The sequence below is a fragment of the Streptomyces sp. NPDC050704 genome (assembly GCF_040654355.1).
Taxonomy (GTDB): domain Bacteria; phylum Actinomycetota; class Actinomycetes; order Streptomycetales; family Streptomycetaceae; genus Streptomyces.
Map to the genome: position 1 here is coordinate 1 of NZ_JBFAHW010000060.1, position 24,958 is coordinate 24,958.

The 24,958-nt window shown below is 71.6% G+C and carries 24 protein-coding genes; 14 read left to right on the top strand and 10 right to left on the bottom strand.

Annotated features, from left to right (window positions below; all coding sequences use genetic code 11):
- Positions 1-97 precede the first annotated feature (97 nt).
- The 4 genes from AB0I18_RS30520 to rsmI all read right to left on the bottom strand — a co-directional run bounded on the left by AB0I18_RS30520 (position 98) and on the right by rsmI (position 4,013).
- Complete coding sequence (locus tag AB0I18_RS30520; protein WP_363108846.1) at positions 98-1,426, bottom strand: ubiquitin-like domain-containing protein; 1,329 nt, start codon at positions 1,424-1,426, stop codon at positions 98-100.
- 135 nt (positions 1,427-1,561) lie between these two features.
- Complete coding sequence (locus AB0I18_RS30525) at positions 1,562-2,431, bottom strand: TatD family hydrolase (RefSeq protein WP_363108847.1); 870 nt, start codon at positions 2,429-2,431, stop codon at positions 1,562-1,564.
- A gap of 107 nt (positions 2,432-2,538) precedes the next feature.
- Positions 2,539-2,982, bottom strand: coding sequence for a hypothetical protein (locus tag AB0I18_RS30530; RefSeq protein ID WP_363108848.1), 444 nt, complete (start codon positions 2,980-2,982; stop codon positions 2,539-2,541).
- A 176-nt stretch (positions 2,983-3,158) separates the two neighbouring features.
- Entirely contained in the window at positions 3,159-4,013 is an 855-nt protein-coding gene (gene rsmI / locus AB0I18_RS30535; RefSeq protein WP_363108849.1) for a 16S rRNA (cytidine(1402)-2'-O)-methyltransferase, read from the bottom strand.
- A gap of 62 nt (positions 4,014-4,075) precedes the next feature.
- Between rsmI and AB0I18_RS30540 the strand changes: the two genes are divergently transcribed.
- The 4 genes from AB0I18_RS30540 (at position 4,076) to AB0I18_RS30555 (ending at position 10,473) form a co-directional block, all read left to right on the top strand.
- Complete coding sequence (locus AB0I18_RS30540) at positions 4,076-5,818, top strand: phospholipid carrier-dependent glycosyltransferase (protein WP_363108850.1); 1,743 nt, start codon at positions 4,076-4,078, stop codon at positions 5,816-5,818.
- A 101-nt stretch (positions 5,819-5,919) separates the two neighbouring features.
- Positions 5,920-6,852 (top strand): chitosanase, encoded by a 933-nt coding sequence (locus AB0I18_RS30545; RefSeq protein WP_363108851.1) that lies wholly within the window; start codon positions 5,920-5,922, stop codon positions 6,850-6,852.
- Positions 6,853-7,009: 157 nt separating this feature from the next.
- Positions 7,010-8,632 carry a penicillin-binding transpeptidase domain-containing protein gene (locus AB0I18_RS30550; RefSeq protein ID WP_363108852.1) on the top strand — a complete coding sequence of 541 codons (1,623 nt, stop codon included), beginning with the start codon at positions 7,010-7,012 and terminating at the stop codon, positions 8,630-8,632.
- A 128-nt stretch (positions 8,633-8,760) separates the two neighbouring features.
- The gene (locus AB0I18_RS30555) at positions 8,761-10,473 is read left to right on the top strand and encodes a penicillin-binding transpeptidase domain-containing protein (RefSeq protein ID WP_363108853.1); all 1,713 of its coding nucleotides are present in this window, start codon (positions 8,761-8,763) and stop codon (positions 10,471-10,473) included.
- Positions 10,474-10,494: 21 nt separating this feature from the next.
- Here the strand turns inward: AB0I18_RS30555 and AB0I18_RS30560 are convergent, their stop codons facing one another.
- On the bottom strand, positions 10,495-10,836 hold the full coding sequence (locus tag AB0I18_RS30560) for an SsgA family sporulation/cell division regulator (RefSeq protein ID WP_363108854.1): 342 nt from the start codon (positions 10,834-10,836) through the stop codon (positions 10,495-10,497).
- A gap of 192 nt (positions 10,837-11,028) precedes the next feature.
- Between AB0I18_RS30560 and AB0I18_RS30565 the strand changes: the two genes are divergently transcribed.
- The 8 genes from AB0I18_RS30565 (at position 11,029) to AB0I18_RS30600 (ending at position 17,509) form a co-directional block, all read left to right on the top strand.
- On the top strand, positions 11,029-12,087 hold the full coding sequence (locus AB0I18_RS30565) for an energy-coupling factor ABC transporter permease (protein WP_363108855.1): 1,059 nt from the start codon (positions 11,029-11,031) through the stop codon (positions 12,085-12,087).
- A 1-nt stretch (position 12,088) separates the two neighbouring features.
- Positions 12,089-12,850, top strand: a complete 762-nt coding sequence (cbiQ, locus tag AB0I18_RS30570; RefSeq protein WP_363108856.1) for a cobalt ECF transporter T component CbiQ — start codon at positions 12,089-12,091, stop codon at positions 12,848-12,850.
- Entirely contained in the window at positions 12,838-13,617 is a 780-nt protein-coding gene (locus AB0I18_RS30575; protein WP_363108857.1) for an ABC transporter ATP-binding protein, read from the top strand. Before cbiQ ends, AB0I18_RS30575 begins: the two co-directional genes overlap by 13 nt.
- Complete coding sequence (locus tag AB0I18_RS30580) at positions 13,614-14,075, top strand: MarR family transcriptional regulator (RefSeq protein ID WP_363108858.1); 462 nt, start codon at positions 13,614-13,616, stop codon at positions 14,073-14,075. The genes AB0I18_RS30575 and AB0I18_RS30580 overlap by 4 nt, the downstream gene beginning before the upstream one ends.
- 106 nt (positions 14,076-14,181) lie before the next feature.
- Positions 14,182-14,652, top strand: a complete 471-nt coding sequence (locus AB0I18_RS30585; RefSeq protein ID WP_363108859.1) for an organic hydroperoxide resistance protein — start codon at positions 14,182-14,184, stop codon at positions 14,650-14,652.
- A gap of 183 nt (positions 14,653-14,835) precedes the next feature.
- Complete coding sequence (locus AB0I18_RS30590; protein ID WP_363108860.1) at positions 14,836-16,032, top strand: serine hydrolase domain-containing protein; 1,197 nt, start codon at positions 14,836-14,838, stop codon at positions 16,030-16,032.
- 247 nt (positions 16,033-16,279) lie between these two features.
- Positions 16,280-16,813, top strand: coding sequence for a DUF2690 domain-containing protein (locus AB0I18_RS30595; RefSeq protein WP_363108861.1), 534 nt, complete (start codon positions 16,280-16,282; stop codon positions 16,811-16,813).
- Positions 16,814-16,888: 75 nt separating this feature from the next.
- Positions 16,889-17,509 (top strand): superoxide dismutase family protein, encoded by a 621-nt coding sequence (locus AB0I18_RS30600; RefSeq protein WP_363108862.1) that lies wholly within the window; start codon positions 16,889-16,891, stop codon positions 17,507-17,509.
- Positions 17,510-17,753: 244 nt separating this feature from the next.
- Here the strand turns inward: AB0I18_RS30600 and AB0I18_RS30605 are convergent, their stop codons facing one another.
- Both AB0I18_RS30605 and AB0I18_RS30610 read right to left on the bottom strand, forming a co-directional pair.
- Positions 17,754-20,153: an FtsX-like permease family protein gene (locus tag AB0I18_RS30605; protein WP_363108863.1), complete on the bottom strand. Its 2,400-nt coding sequence runs from the start codon at positions 20,151-20,153 to the stop codon at positions 17,754-17,756.
- Positions 20,150-20,878 (bottom strand): ABC transporter ATP-binding protein, encoded by a 729-nt coding sequence (locus AB0I18_RS30610; protein WP_363108864.1) that lies wholly within the window; start codon positions 20,876-20,878, stop codon positions 20,150-20,152. Before AB0I18_RS30610 ends, AB0I18_RS30605 begins: the two co-directional genes overlap by 4 nt.
- Before the next feature lie 287 nt (positions 20,879-21,165).
- On the opposite strand from AB0I18_RS30610, the gene AB0I18_RS30615 reads away from it, so the two are divergent.
- Both AB0I18_RS30615 and AB0I18_RS30620 read left to right on the top strand, forming a co-directional pair.
- Positions 21,166-22,521: a histidine kinase gene (locus AB0I18_RS30615; protein ID WP_363108865.1), complete on the top strand. Its 1,356-nt coding sequence runs from the start codon at positions 21,166-21,168 to the stop codon at positions 22,519-22,521.
- The gene (locus AB0I18_RS30620) at positions 22,518-23,198 is read left to right on the top strand and encodes a response regulator transcription factor (protein WP_363108866.1); all 681 of its coding nucleotides are present in this window, start codon (positions 22,518-22,520) and stop codon (positions 23,196-23,198) included. Before AB0I18_RS30615 ends, AB0I18_RS30620 begins: the two co-directional genes overlap by 4 nt.
- A 64-nt stretch (positions 23,199-23,262) precedes the next feature.
- Here the strand turns inward: AB0I18_RS30620 and AB0I18_RS30625 are convergent, their stop codons facing one another.
- The 3 genes from AB0I18_RS30625 to AB0I18_RS30635 form a co-directional block, all read right to left on the bottom strand.
- Positions 23,263-24,108: a DMT family transporter gene (locus tag AB0I18_RS30625; protein WP_363108867.1), complete on the bottom strand. Its 846-nt coding sequence runs from the start codon at positions 24,106-24,108 to the stop codon at positions 23,263-23,265.
- Positions 24,105-24,608 carry a YbaK/EbsC family protein gene (locus tag AB0I18_RS30630; protein ID WP_363108868.1) on the bottom strand — a complete coding sequence of 168 codons (504 nt, stop codon included), beginning with the start codon at positions 24,606-24,608 and terminating at the stop codon, positions 24,105-24,107. The genes AB0I18_RS30625 and AB0I18_RS30630 overlap by 4 nt, the downstream gene beginning before the upstream one ends.
- 81 nt (positions 24,609-24,689) lie before the next feature.
- On the bottom strand, positions 24,690-24,914 hold the full coding sequence (locus AB0I18_RS30635; RefSeq protein WP_363108870.1) for a hypothetical protein: 225 nt from the start codon (positions 24,912-24,914) through the stop codon (positions 24,690-24,692).
- Between the last annotated feature and the right edge of the window lie 44 nt (positions 24,915-24,958).

The following is a 24,958-nucleotide window of genomic DNA, read 5'->3' on the forward strand; positions in this document are numbered from 1 at the left end:
GGCGTTTGAGGACGAGGCCGTTCAGGCCGATTGCGGGGGTCTGGGGGCGCAGCCCCCAGGGATGGGACGGGTAGGGGCGGCGGGGGCGAGGAAACACTCACCCGTGCAGCCGCGCCCCGCAGTGCGGCCAAGGACTGGCCCCCCGCCGCACATAGAGCTTCTTCGCGCGGAACGTCTGCTCGGCCGCCGGCGCGTCCTGTGGGCGGCCGGAGCCGCCGAGACTGTGCCAGGTCTGGTTGTCGAACTGGTAGAGGCCGCCGTACGTGCCGGAAGGATCTACCGCCCCCGACCGACCTCCCGACTCGCAGTGGGCGAGCCCCTGCCAGTTCAGACCGTCGGCGCCCTGCACCGACGCCGGCATCGGCCTGGTCCCGACCTTCACCACCTGCGCCCGCGGCTCATGGACGACCTCGACGCCGAGCCGCCGCGGCTTCTCCTTGACGCCGTTGACCGTGCGCAGGGCGTACGTGACGCGTCGCAACCCGGGCCGCCCCGCCCGCTCGACGACCTCCGTGCCCCGGAAGAGCGCGGGGTCCTCGGTCCGCTCCACCGCGAAGGGGATCGGCTCCTCGCGGACCTCCTTCGTGCCGGTGATCCGCATGACCGTCACCGTCTGCCCGTCGCGCGGGAAACTCCCGGGCGGCACGGACGTGGTGTCCTGCCCGTGGAGCGTGACCCCGGCATCCCGCACGGCCTCCAGGACCGTCGCGGCGTTCGTACGGACCGTCCGCGCCCGTCCGTCCGCCATGACCGTCACGGTCCGCTCGGTACGCACGTCGAGTTCGAGCCCCTCGCGCCCGATCCGCAGGGAGCGCGCGACCGACAGGTACGCGCCCTCGGCACGCACCCCGAACTGCCGCAGCGCCCCGTCCACCGTGTCCGCCGTCGTCCACACCCTGCGCGACTGTCCGTCGAGCGTGAGGCGCACGGGCCGCCCGTACCGCACGGCGACCTCGGCCCCGCTGGTCAGGGCTGCCCCGGGAGCGGGCGCCACGACGTCGTGCGCCCCCACCCGGACGCCCTCGTCGGCGAGCAGCTCGGTCACATCGTCCGCGAAGGTGTGCAGCGTGCGCCGCTTCCCGTCGACGCTCAGCTCGATCGCCTTGTCGTCGGCGACGAACGCCGAGGTACCGCCCGCGAGGAACGCCACGACCAGCGCCTGCGGCAGCAGCCGGCGCATGTCGGGCCGCTCGGCGCTCCTTCGGCGCCGGGCGGCGCGACGGGCTTCCGCGCGACCGCCGGCGCGGGACGTCTCGCGGGGCATCTCCTGCGTTTCGGCGACCGGCGCCGCCTGGCGCGGGAGCGTCGGGGCCTCCGGCCCTGGCCATGCTTCGTACGCGGGCCGATACGTGTCCGGGGGTCCGTGACCGTACGGCTCATGGTTCTCGTAGGTCGGGCCATACGTCTCGTACTGCGAATTGCTCACGACGACACGCTCCAGAGATCCGGATCGGGCCAGGAGAACCTAGCCGCTCCACCGTCACTCTCCAAAGCAGCGCAACTACGCAGTGTCGCGACATGCCCCCGGGCCGGGCTCTACCGACCCCCTGAGCGTTACGGCTCAGTAATCGAACGCGCGGGCCGTGTTCGCCGAGATCGCCGTCGCCAGCGCGTCCTCGTCCAGGTCCCGTACGGCGGCCATGGCGCGGACCGTGACCGGAATGAGATACGGGGCGTTAGGCCGTCCGCGGTACGGCGCGGGGGTCAGGAAGGGCGCGTCGGTCTCCACGAGGACGAGTTCGAGGGGGGCCACGGCGAGGGCGTCGCGCAGCGGTTGGGCGTTCTTGAAGGTCATGTTCCCGGCGAAGGACATGTAGTAGCCGGCGCGGGCGCAGAGCTCGGCCATGGCGGCGTCACCGGAGTAGCAGTGGAAGACGGTCCGCTCGGGGGCGCCCTCCTCCTTGAGGACCCGCAGCACGTCGGCGTGGGCGTCCCGGTCGTGGATGACCAGCGCCTTGCCGTGCCGCTTGGCGATCTCGATGTGCGCGCGGAAGGACCTCTCCTGGGCCGCCTTGCCCTCGGGTCCGGTGCGGAAGTAGTCGAGGCCGGTCTCGCCGACGCCCCTGACCTGGGGCAGCGCGGCCAGCCGGTCGATCTCGGCGAGCGCCTCGTCCAGCGCGCCGTCGCCGCCGGGCTTCCTGGCGCCCTGCCGGGACCAGCCGTCGGGGTCGCCGTGCACGATGCGGGGCGCCTCGTTCGGGTGCAGCGCGACGGTCGCGTGGACCGCGTCGTGCTCCAGGGCCGTGCGGGCCGCCCACCCCGAGCCCTTCAGATCGCAGCCGACCTGCACGACCGTCGTCACACCGACCGACGCGGCCTTGGCGAGCGCCTCCTCGACCGTGCCGGACTGCATGTCGAGATGGGTGTGCGAGTCGGCGACAGGCACCCGGAGGGGGTCCGGGAGGGGCGGGGCTTCGCGGTTGGAAGGCATACCCCGATCCTACGAAGGGAGCGCGCCGGGCCTCACGCCGCGGGCGGGCGGGGGGAGGTCGCCGCCGCGGACGTGGGGCCCGGCACCCGGGGGGAGGACCTGGGGGGTCACCCCGCCTTGCGGTGGTGGAACGGGTGCAGCAGATCGGAGAGGTGCCAGTGGTGGCCCTCCGCGGGCGTCGCCGCCGACTCCGCCGGCCCGGCTGTCCCGGGCGACTCCGCGAGGGCCTCGGCGGCCGCGGCGGCCTTCCGCCTGCTGACCGGCGCCGGCCGGCTCATCGAGTTCTGCGCCGAGGTCACCCGCCCGGGACGCATGATGCGTACGACATGACCGTCGCAGTTCAAACAGGTCGGCCGGCTCAGCGGCGACGGCACGACCTTGCCGTCGGCCACGTACATCACGAACTCCGCACCCTCGGCGTCGAGGTGATGCTCGATCTCGTAGGACTGCTCCCAGCCGTGCCCGCACCGCATGCAGGCGAAGGAGTAGGACTCGTTGACAACGGCGGTCGCCGCGCTGCGATGGCCGGTCTGTGCTGCGATCTCACTCATGCCAGCTCCTCTTGTCCGCTGGACGAGGGACGGGTGCGTCCCTGTGTCCAGTGGACGCTTCTACCGGCGCGAACGCATCAGACCTGTCGAGTGTTGGAGCCGTCTTGGCCGTTCCTTGTGAGAGGACCCCGGTTACCGGGTCTGAGCTTTGCTTTTCACGCTACTCCTTTGCCCGCTCATGGGGTGCCTCGCGTCGCGTTCTTCGCCGCGACGACGGCGTCGAAGACCTCGCGCTTGGGCAGCCCCGCGTCGGCGGCCACGGCGGCGATCGCCTCCTTGCGCCGCTCCCCCGCCTCCTCGCGCACGCGCACCCTGCGCACCAGTTCGTCGGCGTCGAGCGACTCGGTCTTCTCCGGGGCGCCTTCCACGACGACGGTGATCTCGCCGCGTACGCCTTCGGCGGCCCAGGCGGCCAGCTCCCCCAGCGGCCCGCGCTTGACCTCCTCGTACGTCTTGGTCAGCTCGCGGCAGACGGCGGCCCGCCGCTGTGTCCCGAACACCTCGGCCATCGCGGCGAGTGTGTCGTCGAGCCGGTGCGGCGCCTCGAAGTACACGAGCGTGCGCCGCTCGCCTTCGACCTCCCGCAGCCGCGACAGCCGCTCGCCGGCCTTCCTGGGCAGGAACCCCTCGAAGCAGAACCGGTCGACGGGCAGTCCGGACAGCGCGAGCGCGGTGAGCACGGCGGACGGCCCCGGGACGGCGGTGACCTTGATGTCCTTCTCCACGGCGGCCGCGACGAGCCGGTACCCGGGATCCGACACGGACGGCATCCCGGCGTCCGTCACGAGCAGCACCCGCGCCCCGCCGACCAGGGCCTCGACCAGCTCGGGCGTACGGGCCGACTCGTTGCCCTCGAAGTACGACACGACCCGCCCGGACGGCTGCACGTCCAGCGCCTGCGTCAGCCGCCTGAGCCGCCGGGTGTCCTCGGCGGCGATGACGTCGGCCCCGGCCAACTCCGCCACCAGCCGGGGCGGCGCGTCCGCGATGTCCCCGATGGGCGTGCCTGCGAGTACGAGTGTTCCTGTCACGGTTCCATCCTCGCAGGGGCGACCGGCGGGACTCCCACAGACCTGTTCCCTACGATGGCGCGGTGACCAGTACCGCGTCCTCCACGGACACCCGGCAGGGACAGGGCGTCGAAGAGCTGCGGCCGTCGTGGCAGCAGCGGCTGCGCCGATTCGGCTACGCGGCTCGCCCCAGAAGCGACGTCCGCGACCGCCTGGTGCCCGCGTACACCGAGCCCAGCCCGCGTCTGTGGGCGTCGATCGGGCTCAGCCACGAGGCCGCCGACCGCATCACCCGCTGGACGGCGTGGGGCGGCCCGCTGCTGATCATGCTGGTGGCGGGCGTGACGCGGTTCTGGAACCTGGGCAGCCCGAAGGCGGTGATATTCGACGAGACGTACTACGCCAAGGACGCCTGGGCACTCATCCACCGCGGGTACGAGGTCAACTGGGCCAAGGACGCCAACGACCTGATCCTCCAGAACAACGGCAGCATCAGGATCCCGTCGGACGCCGCGTACGTGGTCCATCCGCCCGTCGGCAAGTACGTCATCGGGCTCGGCGAGTGGATGTTCGGGTTCACGCCGTTCGGCTGGCGCTTCATGACGGCCGTGCTCGGCACGCTGTCCGTCCTGATGCTGTGCCGGATCGGCCGCCGGCTGTTCCGCTCGACGTTCCTGGGCTGTCTGGCGGGCGCGCTGATGGCCGTGGACGGCCTGCACTTCGTGATGAGCCGCACCGCGCTGCTCGACCAGGTGGTGATGTTCTTCGTCCTCGCGGCGTTCGGCTGCCTGCTCATCGACCGCGACAAGGCCCGCGAACGCCTCGCGGCCGCGCTCCCGCCGGACGCCGACGGAGTGGTACGCCCGGACGTGCACGCCGCCGAGAACACCCGGCTCGGCCGCCGCCCCTGGCGCCTGGCGGCCGGTCTGCTGCTCGGCCTGGCCATCGGCACCAAGTGGAACGGCCTCTACTTCCTCGTCGCGTTCGGCCTGCTGACGGTCCTGTGGGACGTCGGCTCACGCCGGGTCGCGGGTGCCCGCCGCCCCCACCTGGCTGTCCTGAAGCACGACCTGGGCTGGGCCTTCCTGTCCACCGTCCCGGTCGCCGTCGCCACGTACGTCGTCTCGTGGGCCGGCTGGCTCCTCTCCGCCACCAACGGCTCGGGCGGCTACTACCGCGACTGGGCCACGGCCAACGGCAGGACCAGCGACTGGTCCTGGCTGCTCCCCGACTGGTGGCTCAGCCTGTGGCACTACGAGTCGCAGGTGTACGAGTTCCACGTCGGCCTGTCCTCCCCGCACACGTACCAGTCGAACCCGTGGAGCTGGATCGTCACCGGCCGCCCGGTCTCGTACTTCTACGAGTCCCCGCTCCCCGGCAAGGACGGCTGCCCGACGGACGCGGGCGAGAAGTGCGCCCGCGAGGTGCTGGCCCTCGGCACCCCGCTGCTGTGGTGGGCGGCCGCCTTCGCGGTCCTCTACGTCCTGTGGCGCTGGCTCTTCCGCCGCGACTGGCGCGCGGGCGCGATCGCCTGCGGCATCGCGGCCGGCTACCTCCCCTGGTTCCTCTACCAGGAACGCACGATCTTCTTCTTCTACGCCGTCGTCTTCCTCCCCTTCCTCTGCCTGGCCGTGGCGATGATGATCGGCTCCGTCCTCGGCCCGCCGGGTTCGACCGAACGCCGCCGCGTGATCGGCGCGGCCGCGTCGGGCGTCCTCGTCCTGCTGATCGCCTGGAACTTCATCTATTTCTGGCCGATCTACACGGGCGAGGCGATCCCGATCGACAGCTGGCGGTCGCGGATGTGGCTGGATACGTGGGTCTAGCCACCGTGCCCGCGCCGGGACACCAGCCGCCGCCCGGGTAGCGTCCCGACCAGGCATCCCCGCGATCGAACGCTCTTCCGGCCGCCCGTAATCTGTGCGGCATGAATTGTCCTGGTCGTCTCCTTCGCGCTGTCGCCCCGGTGGCCACGGCGGCCGTTCTGCTCTCCGTCACCGGCTGTGGTCTGACAGCCCCGGCGGGCAGCGACGGGCCCCTGTCCGCCGAGGCGTCGCCCTCCGGTACCGGTCCGTCGTCGGCCTCGGAACGGGAGCGGGACGACGCGCTGATCGCCGAGCTGCCGCCCGGCCTCGCCGCCCCCGGCAAGAAGGAGCTCGCGCAGCAGATCTTGGCGACCGCCGAGAACTCCACGCTCGACTGGCGCGGCCAGTACGACCACATCGAGGACCTCGGCGACGGCAACGGCTACACGGCCGGCGTCGTCGGCTTCTGCACCGGCACCAACGACCTGCTCACGCTCGTCGAGCGCTACACGAAGAGCCATCCGGACAACGGCCTCGCCCGCTATCTGCCCGCCCTGCGCGAGGTCGACGGCAGCGACTCCCACGAGGGCCTGGACCCGGGATTCACCGACGCCTGGGTGCAGGAGGCGCAGAAGGCCGAGTTCCGCGAGGCCCAGGACACCGAGCGCGACCGCATCTACTTCGACCCGGCCGTGCGCCTGGCGAAGCTCGACGGGCTGGGCACGCTCGGCCAGTTCATCTACTACGACGCGATGGTGCTGCACGGGCCGGGCACCGGACCGCGCGGCTTCTACGGCCTGCGCAACGCGGCCATGGAGCAGGCGGACGCGCCTTCCCAGGGCGGCGAGGGCGGCAAGGGCAGCAAGCAGAAGGCGGAGAAGGCGTACCTCGACGCCTTCCTGGACGTCCATCGCGCGGCGATGAAGCACGAAGATCCGCAGCGCGACACCACACGCGTGGACACGACACAGCGGCGGTTCCTCGACGACGGCAACTTCGACCTGGCCACACCGCTGCGGTGGGAGATGTACGGGGAAACGTTCCGTCTGCCGTAGACCTCGGGGAAGGCCCGAATTCCGCGCTCCGGCAGCCGTCTCTCTTCGGACAACTTCTGGTCACACCGGCCACATCGGCCACCCCGCCCGCATACAGTGCGAGCAGGAGCTCCTTTCTGAACGCGTTCAGAAAGGTCCACGGGAGGGGAATCGCGCGATGCGCAACGGGGCAAAGGCCGCCCTTGTGGGCGGTGTGTTCGCTGTCATGGTGGGGGGCGCCGGGTACGGCGCGTACAACATAGTGAGCGCCGTCAACGGGGAGAGCGGATCGGCGGGACCCGAGCCGGCGAAGACGGGGCCGCCGTCGAGCGCGGAGGTCGAGGAGACCACCGGGAAGTTCTTCGCGGCCTGGGAGAAGGGCAAGGCATCCACGGCCGCCGCACAGACCAATAACGCGGGGGAGGCCGGGCCCCTGCTGACCACCTACTTCGGCAGTGCGCAGCTGGCCAAGGTGAAGATCACCCCTGGTACGCCGACGGGCGCGACCGTCCCGTTCTCGGTGTCGGCCACGGTGTCGTACGAGGGGAAGAGCAAGCCCCTCACGTACGAGAGCGAGCTGACCGTGGTGCGCGGGGTCACCACGGGCAAGGCGCTCGTCGACTGGAAGCCGACCGTCGTCCACCCCGACCTGAAGCAGGGCGACACCCTGGTCACGGGCGAGGCTGCGAGCCCGCCGATCGAGGCCGTGGACCGCAACGGAACCGTGCTGACCGAGGCGAAGTACCCGTCGCTCGGCCCGATCCTGGACGACCTGCGGGGCACCTACGGCGACACGGCGGGCGGCACCCCGGGCATCGAGCTGGCGATCCGGCGCGCCACCGAGGGCGAGGGCGACAAGACGCTGGTCACCCTCGCCAAGGGCACGCCGGGCAAGCTGCGGACCACGCTCAGCGCGAACAGCCAGGCCGCCGCCGAGAAAGCGGTCAAGAGGTACTCCGAGTCGTCGCTGGTCGCGGTGAAGCCGAGCACCGGCGAGGTGCTGGCGGTCGCCAACAACCGTGAGGACGGCTTCAACGCGGCCTTCCTGGGCAAGGTGGCCCCCGGATCCACGATGAAGATCGTCTCCGCGGCGACGCTGATCGACAACGGCGTCACGACGGCGGCCGGACCCGCGCCCTGCCCGCCCGACGCGGTCTGGCAGAGCGCGAAATTCAAGAACCTCAAGGGCATGACCCCCAACGAGAACGCGACCCTCTCGGAGAGCTTCGCGCGCTCCTGCAACACGGCCTTCGTGAAGTACGCGGACGAGATCCAGGTCGACTCGCTCACGAAGGAGGCACAGGAGCGCTTCGGACTCGGCCAGGACAACTGGAAGACCGGCATCGCGTCCTTCGACGGCTCCGTCCCGGCCTCCGGCGGCCCGGACACGGCGGCCAACATGCTCGGCCAGGGCCAGGTCCAGATGAGCCCGCTCAACCTGGCGTCGGTCGCGGCGACCGTCGTCACGGGCACGTTCCGGCAGCCGGTGATCGTCCCCCAGTCACTCGACGACCGTGAGCTGGCCCAGGCGAAGGGCCTGTCGGCGGACACGGCCGCACAGCTGCGCCAGATGATGAACCGCACCGCGGCCAGTGGCACCGCCGCCACCGCGATGAGCGGACTCGGCCCGGACTACGGCGCCAAGACCGGCTCGGCGGAGGTCGACGGCCAGAAGGTGTCCAACAGCTGGTTCACCGGCTACCGGGGCGACATCGCGGCCGCGGCCATGACCCAGGAGGGCGGCCACGGCAGCGACGCGGCGGGCCCGATCGTGGCGGACGTCCTGCGGGCGGGGAGCTGACCGGCCGGAACCCATAGGTAACAACGGGTGGCCCAACTCACCCTCACAGTGCGGGACTCTAGGGTGGTGGCTCTCGTTCTCATCGAGGAGCGTGAGGGCACCGGGAAAGCAGCGAAGGAACGGAAGCCGTGGGGAACAGAAGGCGCGCCACCGAGCGCGGGAAGAAGACGAAGCCCGCAGTCATCGGCGGGATGATCGCCGTCGTCGTCGGCGGCGCGGGATTCGGCGTCTACGCCGTGTACGGCGGCGGGGCGGCGGCCGACGACCAGGGGTCGACGGCCTCGGACGCCAAGCCGGTGAAGTCCGGCCCGCTGTCGGCGGCCGAGGTCCGGTCCACGGCCACGGCGTTCCTCACGGCCTGGCAGGGCGGTGACGTCACGACGGCCGCGGCCGCCACGGACGACACCCCCGCCGCGCGCACCCTGCTGACCGGCTACGGCAAGGAGGCGTACATCAAGGATGTGACCCTCACCGCCGGGAAGCGCTCCGGCGACTCCGTCCCGTTCTCCGTCAAGGGCACGGTCTCCTACAAGGGCCTGACCAAGCCCCTGGCGTACGAGTCCGAGCTCACCGTCGTCCGCCGCGCCAAGGACGGCAAGCCGCTGGTCGGCTGGCAGTCCTCCGTCGTGCACCCGGACCTGGCGGACGGCGACCGGCTGGTCACCGGCGAGTCCGGGACGCCACCGATCAAGGCCGAGGACCGGGACGGCGGCGAGCTGAGCACCGCCAAGTACCCCTCGCTGGGCACCGTCCTTGACGGCCTTCGGGAGAAGTACGGCAAGACGGCGGGCGGCAAGGCGGGGATCGAACTGCGGGTGATCCGCGCGGATTCCAAGGCTGCCGAGGGCTCCGAGGACGCCGCTGGCTCGGACAAGGCGGCCGCCGGCAAGAACCCCGACAAGACCCTGCTGGAGCTGAGCAAGGGCACCCCGGGCACGGTCCGTACGACGCTCAGCCCGGACCTCCAGGCCGCCGCCGAGCGGGAGGTGGCCAAGAAGTCCAAGGCGTCGGCGGTCCTCATCAGACCGTCGAGCGGCGAGATCCTGGCCGTGGCGAACTCCGGCCACGGTTTCAACACCGCCTTCCAGGGCTCGCTGGCCCCCGGCTCGACGATGAAGGTCGTCACGGCGTCGCTGCTCATCGACAAGGGGCTCGCGTCGGTGAACAAGGAACACCCCTGCCCCAAGTACTCGACGTACGGCGGCTGGAAGTTCCAGAACGACGACAAGTTCGAGATCAAGGGCGGCACGTTCAAGGCGAGCTTCGCGCGCTCCTGCAACACGGCCTTCATCAGCCAGGCGAAGAAGCTGAGCGACGACGACCTGACCAAGCAGGCCCAGCAGGTGTTCGGCCTCGGCATGAACAACTGGGCCATCGGGGTGCCGACCTTCGACGGCTCGGTGCCGGTCCAGTCGGACGCCCAGATGGCGGCCTCCCTGATCGGTCAGGGCGGGGTCCGCATGAACCCGCTGAACATGGCGTCGGTCGTCGCCACGGCCAAGACGGGCACCTTCAAGCAGCCCTACCTGGTGGCTCCGACGGTCGACAAGCGCACCCTGGCGAAGGGGTCCCGTTCCCTCTCCGCGTCCACCCAGTCCCAGCTCCGCGAGCTCCTCCAGTACACGGCGGCGGCGGGCACGGCGGCCGAGGCGATGGCGGGCCTGGGCCCGGACTTCGGCGCCAAGACCGGCTCCGCGGAGGTCGACGGGCAGAAGAAGCCCAACGGCTGGTTCACGGCGTGGAAGGGCGACCTGGCCGGGGCGGGCGTCGTACAGCAGGGCGGCCACGGCGGGGAGACGGCAGGACCGATCGTCGCGGCACTGCTGAAGGCGGGCAGCTGATCCCGCTCACATCACTTCACATCAGTTGCTCACAGGGGCGGCCAGGTACGTACGCCGCAGAAAGCGGATCAGCGCCTTCGAGTCGAACTGCACGACCGCCACGCCCTTCGGCGAGTGGAACTCCATGACGGCCTGGACGCGGCCGCACGGCCAGATGCTCACGTCACCGGCGGTGGCCGGTGCGCGCAGTCCCTGTTCGAGGAGGTCGCGGGCGAAGGCCCATTCGTGGTGGCCGGGCAGGGTGATGTGCACCTTGCGGGGGTCGGTCTCCGGGTCGTAGCGCAGGGCGACCGGGACCGCGGGTGGATCCTGCGCCGCGTCCGTGACGATGTGGGCGCGCGCGTACTGCTCGACGGCGGACATCGGTCGCTCCTTCGGCTGGGGCACCCGCTGCGGACCATTGGCCGGTCCCTGGAGAACCTTTTGTGAACTTTTTGAGCTACTACCTCTCCAATGTCGCATATTTTCCCGATTACGCTCCTGGGTCGCTTGTGGCTTTATTCATGGCCATCTCGCTCTTGCAAGTAGTTCGCAACAAGGCACTATCATCATTGGGTGCATGTGCCTGATGGATTTATCAACGCTCCCGTCTCCGTAGCGGCCGGGGCCGTCGCCGCGACGGCCGTCGCCGTGAGCCTGCGCGGCGCCCGGCGTGAGCTGGACGAGCGCACCGCGCCGCTCGCGGGTTTGGTCGCCGCCTTCATCTTCGCCGTGCAGATGCTGAACTTCCCGGTCGCGGCCGGGACCAGCGGACATCTGCTGGGAGGTGCGCTGGCCGCGATACTCGTCGGCCCCTACACCGGGGTCCTCTGTGTCTCCGTCGTCCTCCTCATGCAGGGCATCCTCTTCGCGGACGGCGGCCTCACCGCGCTCGGCGTGAACATCACCGTCATGGCGGTGGTCACGACGGTCGTCGCGTACGTCGTCTTCCGCGGCCTCGTGAAACTCCTGCCCAAGAAGCGCCGCTCCATTACCGTCTCGGCCTTCATCGCCGCGGTTCTCTCCGTGCCGGCGGCGGCCGCGGCCTTCACGCTCGTGTACGCGATCGGCGGCACCACGGACGTCCCGATCGGGCAGGTCCTCACCGCGATGGTCGGCGTGCACGTCCTGATCGGCATCGGCGAGGCCGCGATCACCGCGCTGACGGTCGGCGCCGTCATCGCCGTACGGCCGGATCTCGTCTACGGGGCCCGCGGCCTGACCGCGCCGCTCAAGCTGCGCGTGGGCGGCGAACTGGTCGACGCCCCCGCCGCCGAGCCCATCCCGGTCGCCGCCCGCTCCCACCGCAAGGTGTGGCTCGCGGGGCTCGCCGCCTCCCTGGTCCTCGCCGGTTTCGTCAGCTTCTACGCCTCCGCCAGCCCCGACGGCCTGGAGAAGGTCGCCGCCGACAAGGGCATCGACGCCAAGGTCGAGGACCACGCGGCTGCCGATTCCCCGCTGGCCGACTACGGCATCGAGGGCCTCACCGACTCCCGGCTCTCCGGCGGCCTCGCGGGCGTGATCGGCGTGGGCGTCACGGTCGTCGCGGGAACCGGCGTCTTCTGGGCGGTCCGCAGGCGTCGTACGAGCGAGACGTCCCCGTCGTCCACGGCCGACCTGGCCGAGAACGTCTGACATGGGCGCCGGCCACGCGCACAGGCTCTACCGGCACGGACACTCCCCCGTGCACGCCCTGCCGCCGCACACCAAGCTCGCCGCCGTCTTCGCCTTCGTGCTCGTCGTCGTGTCGACCCCGCGCGAGGCGATGTGGGCGTTCGGCCTGTACGCGCTGCTGCTGGCGACCGTGGCGTACGCGGCCCGTGTCCCGGCCGGCTTCCTGCTGAAGCGGCTGCTGATCGAGGTGCCGTTCGTCGCCTTCGCGGTGCTGATGCCGTTCGTGGCGCAGGGCGAGCGGGTGGACGTACTGGGGATGTCGTTGAGCGTCAACGGGCTGTGGGGCGCCTGGAACGTGCTGGCCAAGGGCACCCTCGGGGTCGCCGCCTCCGTGCTCCTCGCCTCGACCACCGAACTGCGCGAACTCCTCCTGGGACTACAGCGGTTGAAGCTCCCGCCGCTCCTCGTACAGATCGCGTCCTTCATGATCCGGTACGGGGACGTCATCACGGACGAGATGCGGCGGATGAAGATCGCGCGGGAGTCGCGCGGCTTCGAGGCCCGCGGGGTCCGGTCCTGGGGCGTCCTGGCGAAGTCGGCAGGTGCGCTCTTCATCCGCTCGTACGAGCGCGGGGAGCGGGTGCATCTCGCCATGGTCAGCCGGGGGTACGCCGGTTCGATGCCGGTCATCGACGAGGTGACCGCGTCCCGGGCACAGTGGTCGTACGCCTTTGCCCTGCCCGGTGCGGCCCTTGTCGTGTGTCTGTTGGGATGGACCCTGTGACGACCTCCCCTCCCCCCTCTCCCCCCTCTCTGGAAGTGGCCGGACTGGCCTTCGCGTACCCCGACGGCCACCAGGCCCTCTTCGGCGTGGACTTCACCGTCGGGCGCGGTGAGCGGGTCGCGCTGCTCGGGCCGAACGGCGCGGGCAAGACCACCCTCGTCCTGCACCTCAACGGCATCCTGACCGGCGGCGCCGGGACGGTGACGGTGGCCGGACTCCCGGTCGGCAGGCGGCACATGGCGGAGATCCGGCGGAAGGTCGGCATCGTCTTCCAGGATCCGGACGACCAGCTGTTCATGCCGAGCGTGCGCGAGGACGTGGCCTTCGGTCCCGCGGCGGCGGGCGTCAAGGGCGCCGAGTTGGAAGAGCGGGTCCGTACGGCCCTGGAGCGGGTCGGCATGGCGGACTTCGCCGACCGCCCGCCGCACCATCTGTCGTTCGGGCAGCGGCGCCGGGTGGCGGTCGCGACCGTGCTGGCGATGGAGCCGGAGATCCTGGTCCTCGACGAGCCCTCGTCCAACCTCGACCCGGCCTCGCGGCGCGAACTCGCCGACATCCTGCGGTCGTTGGACGTCACCGTGCTCATGGTCACGCACGACCTGCCGTACGCCCTCGAACTGTGCCCCCGCGCCCTGATCCTCAGCGAGGGCGTGATCGCCGCGGACGGCAAGACCGGCGAACTCCTCTCGGACGAGGAGCTCATGCGGGCCCACCGTCTGGAGCTGCCCTTCGGCTTCGACCCGCGCTCCGTGACAATGGGCGCGTGACGAACGAAGAGGACTCAACGACCGGTTCACCGGCCGGGTCGCTGCTGCTCGACGATCAGCTGTGTTTCGCGCTGTACGCGGCCCAGCGCGCGGTGACGGCCGCGTACCGTCCGCTCCTCGACGCCCTCGGGCTGACGTATCCGCAGTATCTGGTCATGCTCGTCCTCTGGGAGCGCGGCGAGCTCACCGTCAAGGAGCTGGCCGCGGCCCTGCGGCTCGACTACGGGACGCTGTCGCCGCTGCTCAAGCGGCTGGAGTCGGCCGGGTTCGTACGCCGGGAGCGTTCCGCGCGGGACGAGCGGTCGGTGCTCGTCGCGCTCACCGGGCAGGGCGAGGAACTGCGGGGGCGTGCCGAGTGCGTACCGGCGGCCCTGCTGGCCGGGACACGACTGTCGGGGGCCGAGGCGGAGCGGTTGCGTGGGGACCTGTGGCGGCTGGTGGCGCGGGTGCAGCCCTGAGCTCGGGTTACCCACGGTTTCTACCCCCGGGTAATAAAGGGCCGAAAGCGACGGATACATTGTGCACGATGTACTTGTGCACGCTTGTCCCCGGGGAGGTCCAGCCATGATCGACGGCACCGCTGTCGACACTCGTCCCGACACTCGTCCCGACACTCGTCCGACGAAGATCATGTATGTCGCCGAGGCGACCGCGCACGGCGGCCGGGACGGCTTCGTCACCAGCCAGGACGGCCAGATCGAGCTGCGGGTCGCGATGCCGCCCGCGCTCGGCGGCGACGGCAACGGCACCAATCCGGAACAGCTGTTCGCGGCGGGGTACAGCGCCTGTTTCCACAACGCGCTGGTCCTGGTGGGCCGCCGCGAGGGCTTCGACCTGACCGGCTCCGCGGTCGCCGCGAAGGTCGGCATCGGCCCCAACAAGCAGCGCGGCTACGGCCTCGCGGTCGCCCTGAGCGTCTCGCTCCCCGTCGTCGACCAGGACATCGCGGCGAAGCTGGTGGACGCGGCCCACGAGGTCTGCCCGTACTCCAACGCCACCCGCGGCAACATCGAGGTCACGATCCTTCTGGGCTGAGCGCTCCGCCGGAGGTGCCGCGCTGTGCCGTTCGTCGCCTGCGGCACCGTCGTGGCCGGTCGCGCCCAGGCGGCGGAGCCGCACATGTCACAGCCCCGCGCCCCTTCGGGGCGCCCTAGGAATCCTCGGTGGTCGGTGCGTGTTGCACCGACTGTCGTGGATGCGCGAGACAGGAGTACGGGCGTGGACGTGAACGGCACAGTGGCCGAGGGCTTCGAGCCGGTCAGGGACGCGTTCGTACGGAACTTCGAGGCGCTCGGGGAGCGGGGTGCGGCCGTCGCCGTGTACCGGGACGGGCGCCGGGTCGTGGACCTGTGGGGCGGCACGCGGGACGTGGACGGCCCGGCGGATTCGGCTCCCTGGGAAGCAGCTCCCTGGGAACGGGACACCGCGCACGTCATGCACTCGGCGACCAAGGGGGTGGGGGCCGCCGCACTCCTCCTGCTTCATGAGCGCGGGCAGCTGGACCTGGACGCCCCGGTCGCGGAGTACTGGCCCGAGTTCAAGTCGCGCGGCAAGGAGCGACTGCTGGTCCGGCACGTGCTGTCGCACCGCGCGGGCGTGCCCGTCGTCGACCACCCGCTGACGCCGGCCGAGGCCGCGGACCCGGACCGTACGGCCGGGGCGATCGCGGCGCAGGCCCCGCTCTGGGAGCCCGGCACGGACCACGGCTACCACCCGCACACCTTCGGCTGGATCCTGGCCGAACTGGTCCGCCGCGTCACGGGCGGCCGGGGCGTGGGCGAGTGGATCGCGACCGAGATCTCCGCCCCGCTCGGCCTGGACCTGTGGGTCGGCCTGCCGGAGGCGGCGGCGCACCGCGTGGGCCGCGTGGGACGGGTCAGCCCTCCCGAGTCGCCGAACGCCCTGCGCACCCGCCCGAAGCGCGCGGTGGCCGAGGCGTACAAGGACCCGGACTCGACGACCACCCGGGCCTTCGCCGCGATCACCCCGCCCCCCGACGACAACGACCCCGCCTACCGTGCGGCGGCCCTGCCCGCCTCCAACGGCATCGCGACGGCGGAGGGGCTGGCCCGCTTCTACGCCGCCCTCATCGGCGAGGTGGACGGCGTCCGGCTGTTCTCCCCGGCGACGCTCTCGGCGGCCAGGACCGAGGAGTCCGCGGGCCCGGACCGCACCCTGGTCATCAGCACCCGCTTCGGCCTCGGCTACATGCTCCACGGCACGGCGTCCCCACTGCTGGGCCCGGCCTCCTTCGGCCACCCCGGCCGAGGCGGCCCCCTGGGCTTCGCGGACCCCGAGTCCGGCATCGCCTTCGGCTACGTCACCAACGGCTTCCGCAAGACGGTGACGGCGGATCCGCGGGCCCAGGCACTGGTACGGGCGGTGCGGGCAACCATCAGCCGGCCCGGCACCTAAGGACAGCCAGGGGCAGCCAAGGACGGCTCTTGAACTTTCACGGAGCCTCCTCAGTACCCTGCGGTAGTAGTCCAGAAGTGCCAAAAGGGCGCTATAGGGTCATGATCGAAGCCGTGGACGCCTCAACTGCTGGGAGCAGGCCCGGGCTTGCGCGTCGCCGCGCACCCTCCTCCCCTCATCCCCTGCACCCCCACCTCGGTGTCCGTGGCCTCACGCCCCCCATGTGCTCCTGAGATCGGACATTCTCATGCGATCCGTTTCCGCCCGTCGAGCCGTCGTGGCCGCGGCCCTCGCCCCGCTGCTCGCACTCGCCGCCCCCTTCGCCGCACACGCCGACACCGGGACCTCCGCGGCCGGCGCGGCCGAGCAGGCCGCCGTCATCAAGGACGGCGACAGCCCGTACACGGACAGCTGTGCCACGGGCGCCACGACCACCCAGTCCGCCGACATCACCGTGGCCGGTGCCAAGGTCGGTCTGATCGAGATCCGGCACAGCGCGACCTGCCACGTCGCCTGGGCCCGGATACAGCTCACCGACGCGGGCGAGCAGTACGCCAACGAGCAGACGGCCGTGGCCATCAAGCGCACGGGCCCGGACGCGATCTACTCCTGCACGCCCACCCTGGACAAGAGCGACTCCCTCAACGCCTACACCTGCTACACGAGCGTCGTGCTGCTGGACGGCGGCGGCAGCGCTCTCGCCTCCGCGGTCAACCCGGCCTTCGACGCCTCGCCGGATGCCGAGGCGGGCGAGGTCCGCACCGAGAGCTTCGCGGAGTAGCCGCACCTCGTCCTGCGCACATCGCGGTCCGTGTGACGTACTCCGTACGTCCGCCACTCACTTGGAGAGTTCCGCATGACTCGACACCAGTTCACCACCCGGCACAGACGCTTCAAAGTCGTCGGCGCCGGTGCCACAGCACTCGCCGCGGCCATCGGCCTGGTGGCCACCGCCGGGGCCAGTGAGCCGCCCCACCGGACGTCGTGGAAGCCGGTCGTCGTCAAGGCCAAGTTCGCCCCGGCGAGCGAGGCGGCCGCATCGGACGCGGTGACGTACAACACCGAACTGGTTCCCGAGGGAAGCCGCGTCCGGGTCAAGGAGGTTTTTCGCCTCGGCGACGCCACCCGTATAGAGCTGCGTACGAAGGGCCTCGCCGCCGGCCGCACCTACGGCGCCCACGTCCACACCAAGGCGTGCGGTCAGCTCCCCGCCGAGGCGGGCCCGCACTACCAGAACGAGCTGGACCCGACCCAGCCGTCCGTCGACTCGAAGTACGCCAACCCGAAGAACGAGGTTTGGCTGGACCTCACCACTAACAGGGACGGCACGGGCCGCGCCACGGCCGACGTCGACTGGCGGTTCCGTGAGGGCGGCGCCCGATCTGTGGTGATCCACGAGATGGCCACGGCCACGCACGACGGCCACGCCGGAACGGCGGGCCTACGGCTCGCCTGCGTCAACGTGCCGTTCAAGTAGGCCATCGTCCTGGGGCGGACCCCGCCGGCGTCCGCCCCAGGACAGTCCCAGGACCGTGATCACGCCGGACGGGTCCGCAACGCGCGGCGAGTGACGACTGCCTGCCGCTGAAGGTCCTCGGCGCGTCGCGACAGCGCCGCGGCTTCCGCCACGTACTTCTCCATCTACTGGCACGTACATCTCTGCCTGCTGGCACGTACTTCTGCGCCTGCCGGCGGGCGTCACCCGGCGGTTCGGCCCTCGGTCACTCCGTGCGCAGTGCCGTGGCCGTGCGGGCCCTGGCCGCCCAGCCGGCCGGGAGCAGCGCGCCCAGTGCGGCGATCACGATTCCGGCCAGTCCCAGCAGCACCAGTTGCGGAGCGTCGTACACCTCAAGGACCGACGGCGGCAGATCGGTGCCCGCCGCGTGCCCCATCACCGGCAGCACGAAGCCGTGCAGCGCGAACCCGGCCGGCACGCCGACCAGTCCGCCGAGCACTCCGATCCCGGCCACCGAGGCGAGCACGAGGCTCACGGTCTGCCGCGGCGACATGCCGAGCGCCTTGCAGACGCCCAGGTCATGAACGCGTTCCCGGGTGTCCAGGACGACGGAGTTGAGCACGCCCAGGCCCGCCACGGAGACCAGCATGAGGGTGAGCAGCACCGCCATCGCGTTCAGGAGGAGGATCATGTTCTCCTGTTCCGAGGGGGAGTTGGCCATGACGTCGCCGCCCAGTGGCCGCACCACCGCGGCCAGCCGGCCGGCGTACTCGGCAGCCGAGACGCCCGGCTTCACCTCGATCTGGAAGACCTCGGGCTCGGCCGCGGCGAAGGCGTCGAGGTCCGCGTGGAGCGCCAGGCCGTCGTTCGAGGTGTCGAAGGCCTCGCCGACGATCCGCAGGGTCTGGGTGTCCTTCCCCAGGGTCACCCGAACCGTGTCGCCGATCTCGGTGCCGGTCCGTTCGAGGAAAGCTGTGGGCACGACGACCTGTCCCGCGCCGTCGATCCAGTGCCCGGAGATCATCTCGTAGCTGCCGGGACGTGAATCGCCCTGGTAGAGGCTGGCCCGGACCGGGCCGGAGATCCCGGCCACGGTGACGTCGGCCTGGGACATGCCGTAGTACGAGGCGGTGCCCGGCTCTGCCTTGATGGCGGCGCGGACCTTCGACGGGTCGGCGGACGGTGGTTCGCCGTTGCCCTGGGGACTGGGTCCGCCGCCCCCGGCTTCGACGCGGCCCCCGCCCCCACCCGGGCCGGTCGGCACGCCGCTGACGGCGGTGACCGCGGCGCGGTCCTCGGGGTCCGCCGCGGCGCCGATCGCGTTCAGGGACGAGGTCAGCCCGACCGCGAAGGTCGCCGCGACCGTGCCGAACGCCACGGCGAGCAGCATCGCGGCCGTCCGGACCGGGTGTGCGAAGGGACTGGCGAGCCCGTAGGTCACGGCCCGCGGCAGCGGCAGCCGCCCCACCGCCCGGTGCGCCCACTGGCCGCGCCCCGTGCGGGGCGCCCGGCCGACCGCGATGGCCTCGACCGTACGCAGCCGGCCGGCCCGCAGCGCGGGGACCAGCGCCGCGATCCCGACGACCAGGAGCGCGACGGCGGGCACCACGACGTCCACCCACCAGGCCACCGTCAGCGAGACAGTGCCGTACACCTGCTCGGTTTCCGCCAGCAGTGGCACGGCCAGCAGATTGCCCAGCACGACCCCCAGCGCGATGCCGACTCCGGCCGGGATCAGTGCCTGGGCCACGTAGGCGCGTACGACCTCGCGCGGTGTGAAGCCGATGGCCTTGAGGATGCCGATCCTGCGCAGGCTGGTGCCGACCGCGCCGCTGATCACACTGCCGACGATGATCACCGACATCACGATGCCGAGCACGCCGAAGGCCACCAGGAAGGGGATGATCGCCGCCGTGCCCTGATCGGCGGCGCGCTTGGTGTCCAGGTAGGACTGGGTGCCGAGCAGCGACCCGGACGGCACGGCAGCGGTGAGCTGCTTCCGGGCGGCGGCGATCTCTCCCTTCGTCCCCGCGGAGTCGAAGCGGTAGAGCATCTGACTTGTGACCGGGCTGTCCTTCGAGGCCAGTGCGCTGACCTGCCCGGGGGTCGCCCAGGCATCGGCGGTCCTGGCGGCCGACAGCGCGAAGCCGACGACCGTCAGCGTCGGGCTGTCCGCGGCGTCCGAGGTTTTCAGGGTGGAGCCGATGTCGAGCATGGGTCCGATGAACGACGCGGAGAGCACGATCTCGCCCGGCTTCGCCGCCCACCGGCCGGACTTGAGGTCCAGCTCGTCCACGTCGCCGTGCGGCTCTGACCGCCCGGCCAGGGTCAGAGCGGGCAGGTGCCCGCCGCCCTCGTCCACCGGGTGGATGGTCGTGGTCGGGTACGGCCCCGCGCTCGCGGTGACGCCGTCCAGCCGCCCGGTGCCCTTCAGCTCCGCCGCACTCGCCTTGGCCGGATCGAACTGCGCGGTGAGATGCGCACCGTGCTGCTGCGCGAAGGCGCGGTCGAAGGGGGCGTTCGAGGCGACGATGAGCGAGCCGGCGACCACGGCCGAGGCCACGGCCATCATCGTGGCGATGGCGATCACCACCGTCTGCACCCGGCGCCGGCCCACCCCGGAACGTACGACCCGGCCGAGCGCGCCGGTGCCGAAGGGGCTCATCGGGCGGCCTCCGCAGGCGTGTCGAGATGCGGGTCGCGGTGCGGGTCGAGACGCGTGTCGAGGGCGAGGTGGCCGTCGACCAGGTGAATCGTGCGGCTCGCGCACGCCTGAGCCAGCGCCAGGTCGTGCGTGACCAGCACGATGGTCTGCCCGCCGCGGTGCAGATCCATCAGCAGCTCCCGTACGTCCTGGCCCGAGGCGGTGTCCAGGGCGCCGGTCGGCTCGTCGGCGAGCAGCAGCGCGGGCCGGTTGACCAACGCCCGGGCGACCGCGACCCGTTGGCGTTCGCCGCCGGACAGTCGGCCCGGGTAGGCGCGAGCGTGCCGGTGGATGCCGAGGACCTCCATGAGCTCGGCGGCGCGGGCCGCGGCCTTGCGCCGCGGGGTCCCGGTCAGCTGGGCGGGAAGCTGGATGTTGTCGGCGACGGTGAGGTCGTCGAGGAGGTTGAAGAACTGGAAGACCATGCCGATCTGTTCGCGGCGGTAGCGGGCCAGCGCGTGCTCGCTCAGCCGGTCGATCCGGCGGCCGGCCACGGTCACGGCGCCTTCGGTCGGCTTGTCCAGGCCGGCGACGAGGTTCAGCAGCGTGGACTTGCCGCTGCCGGAGGGGCCGGTCACGGCGAGCGCCTCGCCCTGCTCGACGCCGAGGTCGATCGGCCCGAGTGCGGGCGCGCCGGCGCTGTCGTACCGCTTGGCCACGCCCTCCAGCTGGATCACATGAGTCATGGGAGTCGTCCGTCCTTTCGGTCGGGACTTGCGGTCAGGGGCTTGCAGTCAGGGCTTGCGGTCAGGACGTGCCGGTCGGGATTTGCGATCGGCAGGGCGCATGCCTTGCCGGGCCAGGCGAACGTAGGTCTGCGCGCGGTTGCGGCGCGTCGGCCGCGGCACCGACACCCGGCCCTTCCCGCGGAGGATCCGGCCGCGGGGTCATCCCTGCGACGTACACCTGAAGGGCGGGAGCCCGGTCGCGCAGGCTGATGCGGCCCGGAGCGGCCCGGTCGCACAATGAGCCGGTGGAGACGGTGGACGCGGCGGACACGGTGGACGCGCAGGACCGGCGCGGATGGGGTCGACGGGGCCGATGGGGTCAGCAGGTGCGTGACGCGCTACGGCCGGAGCCGAAACCGGCCCCGCTGTCTCGCCGGGCGGTGCGCTTCGATGTGGTGCTGGCCGTCGTGCTGACCGTCGTCGCGCTGATCTGGACCGCGCGCTATCCCGACAGCGGGCCGGTCCAGGTCGACCGGCATGCCCCGTTCCCTGCCCCGCCTCCTCCGCCGCCGCTGCCCCCGTCCCCGCACCTGCCGCCTGCTGGCCTCCCGGTGCATGAGGAGGAGGCCCCGTCACTGCTCTGGCCGCTCGTCGTGCTGTCGGCGCTGCCGCTGGTGGCCCGGCGCCGGTATCCGCTGGCCGCGTTCGCCGTGGTGATGTTCGCGACGCTGGTCATGGTTGACGACGCGTCCTGGATGAACGTGGTGGCCTGCGTCATCGGCGCGTACAGCGCGGTCGTCCACAGCCGCCACCGGATGGGGGCGATGGCCGGACTGGTCGTCGCCGCCGTGCTGGCCGGCCTCGCGTTCCGGGACACGGAGCCCATCCTGCCGGGCTGGTCGAGCCCGGCGGTCGTACTGCTGATCGCCGGGGTGCTGGCCAGTCTGGTCCGGTTGTGGCAGCGGCAGTTGGCGGCGAGCAGGGACCGGTACGCGCGACTCCAGCGGGCCCAGGACGAGGCCACGCGCCGGGCCGTCGAGGAGGAGCGGTCCCGGATCGCCGCCGAACTGCACGACGTCGTGACCCACAATGTGAGCGTGATGGTCATCCAGGCGGGCGCGGCGCGCAAGGTGATGGACGCGGCGCCCGAGCGGTCGAAGCAGGCCCTGCTCGCGGTCGAGGCCGGCGGGCGGGCCGCCATGGCCGAACTGCGCCATGTGATGGGCCTGCTCGTCGGCCCGGACCACGAACGCGCCGACGGCCTTGAGCCCCAGCCGGGGCTCGGACAGCTCGACGCCCTGGTCGAGCGGGTGCGCGCCGCGGGGACACCGGTGCGCGTCGCGGTGTCGCTGCCGCCGGACCCGCTGCCGCCCGGGGTGGATCTCGCGGCGTACCGCGTCGTCCAGGAGGCGCTGACCAACACGATCAAGCACGCCCCCGGCGCCGAGGCCTCAGTCATGATCGGCTACGCAGAGGAGTGGCTGGAGCTCGAAGTCACCGACACCGGCGGTGTACGGGACGCCGTGCCGACAGACGGCAACGGCCGGGGCCTCATAGGCCTGCGCGAGAGGCTGGCGGTCTACAACGGCGAACTGACGGCCGGGCCGACCCTCACCGGCGGATACCGGATCACGGCACGAATCCCCTGGCGGACCGCATGACCCGGCCGCCGCTGCGCGCCGTCATCGCCGACGACCAGGCCCTGGTGCGTACCGGCTTCGGGATGATCCTCGCCGCCGACGGGATCGAGGTGACGGCCGAGGTGGCCGACGGGTTCGAGGCGGTCGCCGCGGTCCGCCGTACGCGGCCCGACGTCGTGCTCATGGACATCCGGATGCCGCGGATGGACGGCATCGAGGCGACCCGGCGGATCCTCGCGGACGGTGGCCCGGACGGCACCCGGGTCATCATCCTGACCACGTACGACCTCGACCACTACGTCTACGCCGCGCTCACCGCCGGTGCCAGCGGCTTCCTGCTCAAGGACGTCACCCCCGAGCATCTGGTGGCCGCCGTACGCATGGTGCAGTCCGGCGACGCCCTGCTCGCCCCGGCGATCACCCGCCGCCTGATCGAACGCTTCGCCCAGCGCACCGAGGCGCCGGCCACCACCCCGCACCCCGACCTCTCCGACCTCACCCCGCGCGAGCTCGAGGTACTCCGCCTGCTGGCGACGGGCCTCAGCAACGCCGAGCTCGCGGACCGCCTGTTCCTCAGCCCGACCACGGTCAAGACCCACATCGGCCGCATCCTGTCGAAACTGGACCTGCGCGACCGCGTCCAGGCCGTGGTCCTGGCGTACGAGACGGGGCTGATCGCCCCGGGAGGCGGCACCTAGCCCGTACGGACTGGACGGGCCGTACGGGCTGGACGGGCTGGACCCTGAGGCGCCTTCGGGGCCTTCACCCCGCCCGCAGCATCAGCCCGATCCCCACCACCAGCAGCCCGGCCGCGGCGATCCGCGGCGCCCCGAACCGCTCCTTGAAGAACACCGCTCCGATGGCCGCGCCGACGATGATCGACGACTCCCGGAGAGCCGCGACGGGAGCGAGCTCGGCGCGGGTCTGGGCCCAGAGGACCAGGCCGTACGCCGCGACGGAGAGGGCCGCGCCCAGTAGTCCGACGGCGGCGAACGGGCGGAGCAGGCGGACCGTCTCGCCGCGCCAGCGGTACAGCGCGTACGCCGGGACGGCCACGCCCTCCAGGGCCATCAGCCAGGCGATGTAGCCGAGGGACGTGCCGGAGGCCCGTACGCCGAGGCCGTCCACCACCGTGTACGCGGCGATCGACAGGCCGGTCGCCAACGCCGCCCCGATCGCCGCCCAGTTGGGGCGGCTGCCGCGCAGGCCCCACAGCGCCACGCCGGTCAGGCCCGCGCAGGACAGGGCGATGCCCGCCGCCGCCCAGCCGTCCGGCACCTCGTGCGCGAAGACCGCCGCCAGGGCCGTCACCACGAGGGGCGCGGTGCCGCGGGCGATCGGGTACGCCTGGCCGAAGTCGCCCAGCCGGAACGAGCGCATCAGCAGGACGTAGTAGGCGAGGTGGAGGACGACCGAGGCGATCAGGTACGGCCACGCTTCGGCCGCCGGCACCGGGACGAAGGGCATCATGGCGAGACCGATCAGCGTCCCGCCGCCGGATATCAGCGTGAAGCCGACCAGCTTGTCGGTGATGCGGTGGGCAATCGCGTTCCAGCAGGCGTGAGTTACGGCGGCCAGCAGGACCGCGGCCGTGACGAGCGGGGTCACTCCGACTGCTCGCGCACGTCCACCAGCGAGGCGCCCGCGTGGGCGATCAGCGTCTTCGGGTCCATCGGGAAGACGGCGTACGGGGTGCCCGCGGCGGCCCACACGATGTCGTGGTCCAGCAGCGAACGGTCCGCCAGGACACGGGTCTTCGTCCGGTGCCCGAAAGGCGGCACGCCCCCGATGGCGTACCCCGTCGTCTCCCGTACGAGATCCGCCCTGGCCCGCGTCACCTTCTCGGCGCCCAACTCCCGCCGCACCAGCTCCAGATCCACTCGGGACGAGCCGTCCATGAGGACCAGCACCGGGACGCCGTCCGCCGCGAAGATGAGCGACTTGCAGATCTGGCTGAGCTCGCACCCGATCGCCGCGGCGGCCTCGGCGGCGGTACGGGTCGCGTCCGGGAAGCGGCGGACCTGTGGGCGGAGGTCATCGAGGCCCAGCTCCTGGAGGGCCTCGGCGAATCGGGGGTGAGCGGCGTTCGGCTCTTCGGCGACGGTCATGAACGGCACGCTAGCCGGTTCGCCCAGGGGCTCACATCTCGATTACGCGCGCGACGGAGACAGGATCAGCTCATCCAGTTGTCACAGGCGTTGCCGTCTGCGGTACCTGAAGTACAGCGCGATGAATACGGCCAAAGCGACTGTGAAGAGGCCTGACGCAGCGACACGCAAGGTGAACCACACGTCACCGGAAGGGTTCCAGACAGCGTCAGCGAGGTTCAAAAGAACAGCCAGGGCGAACGTGGCCAGCAGCACGGTCTTCGCGCGCCCTGTTTTTCCCTGAGACGTCGGCACTCCGGTCGTCACGGAGTTCAGGGTGCCCCCGGGCCCGCGATTGAATCCCGTGTCCG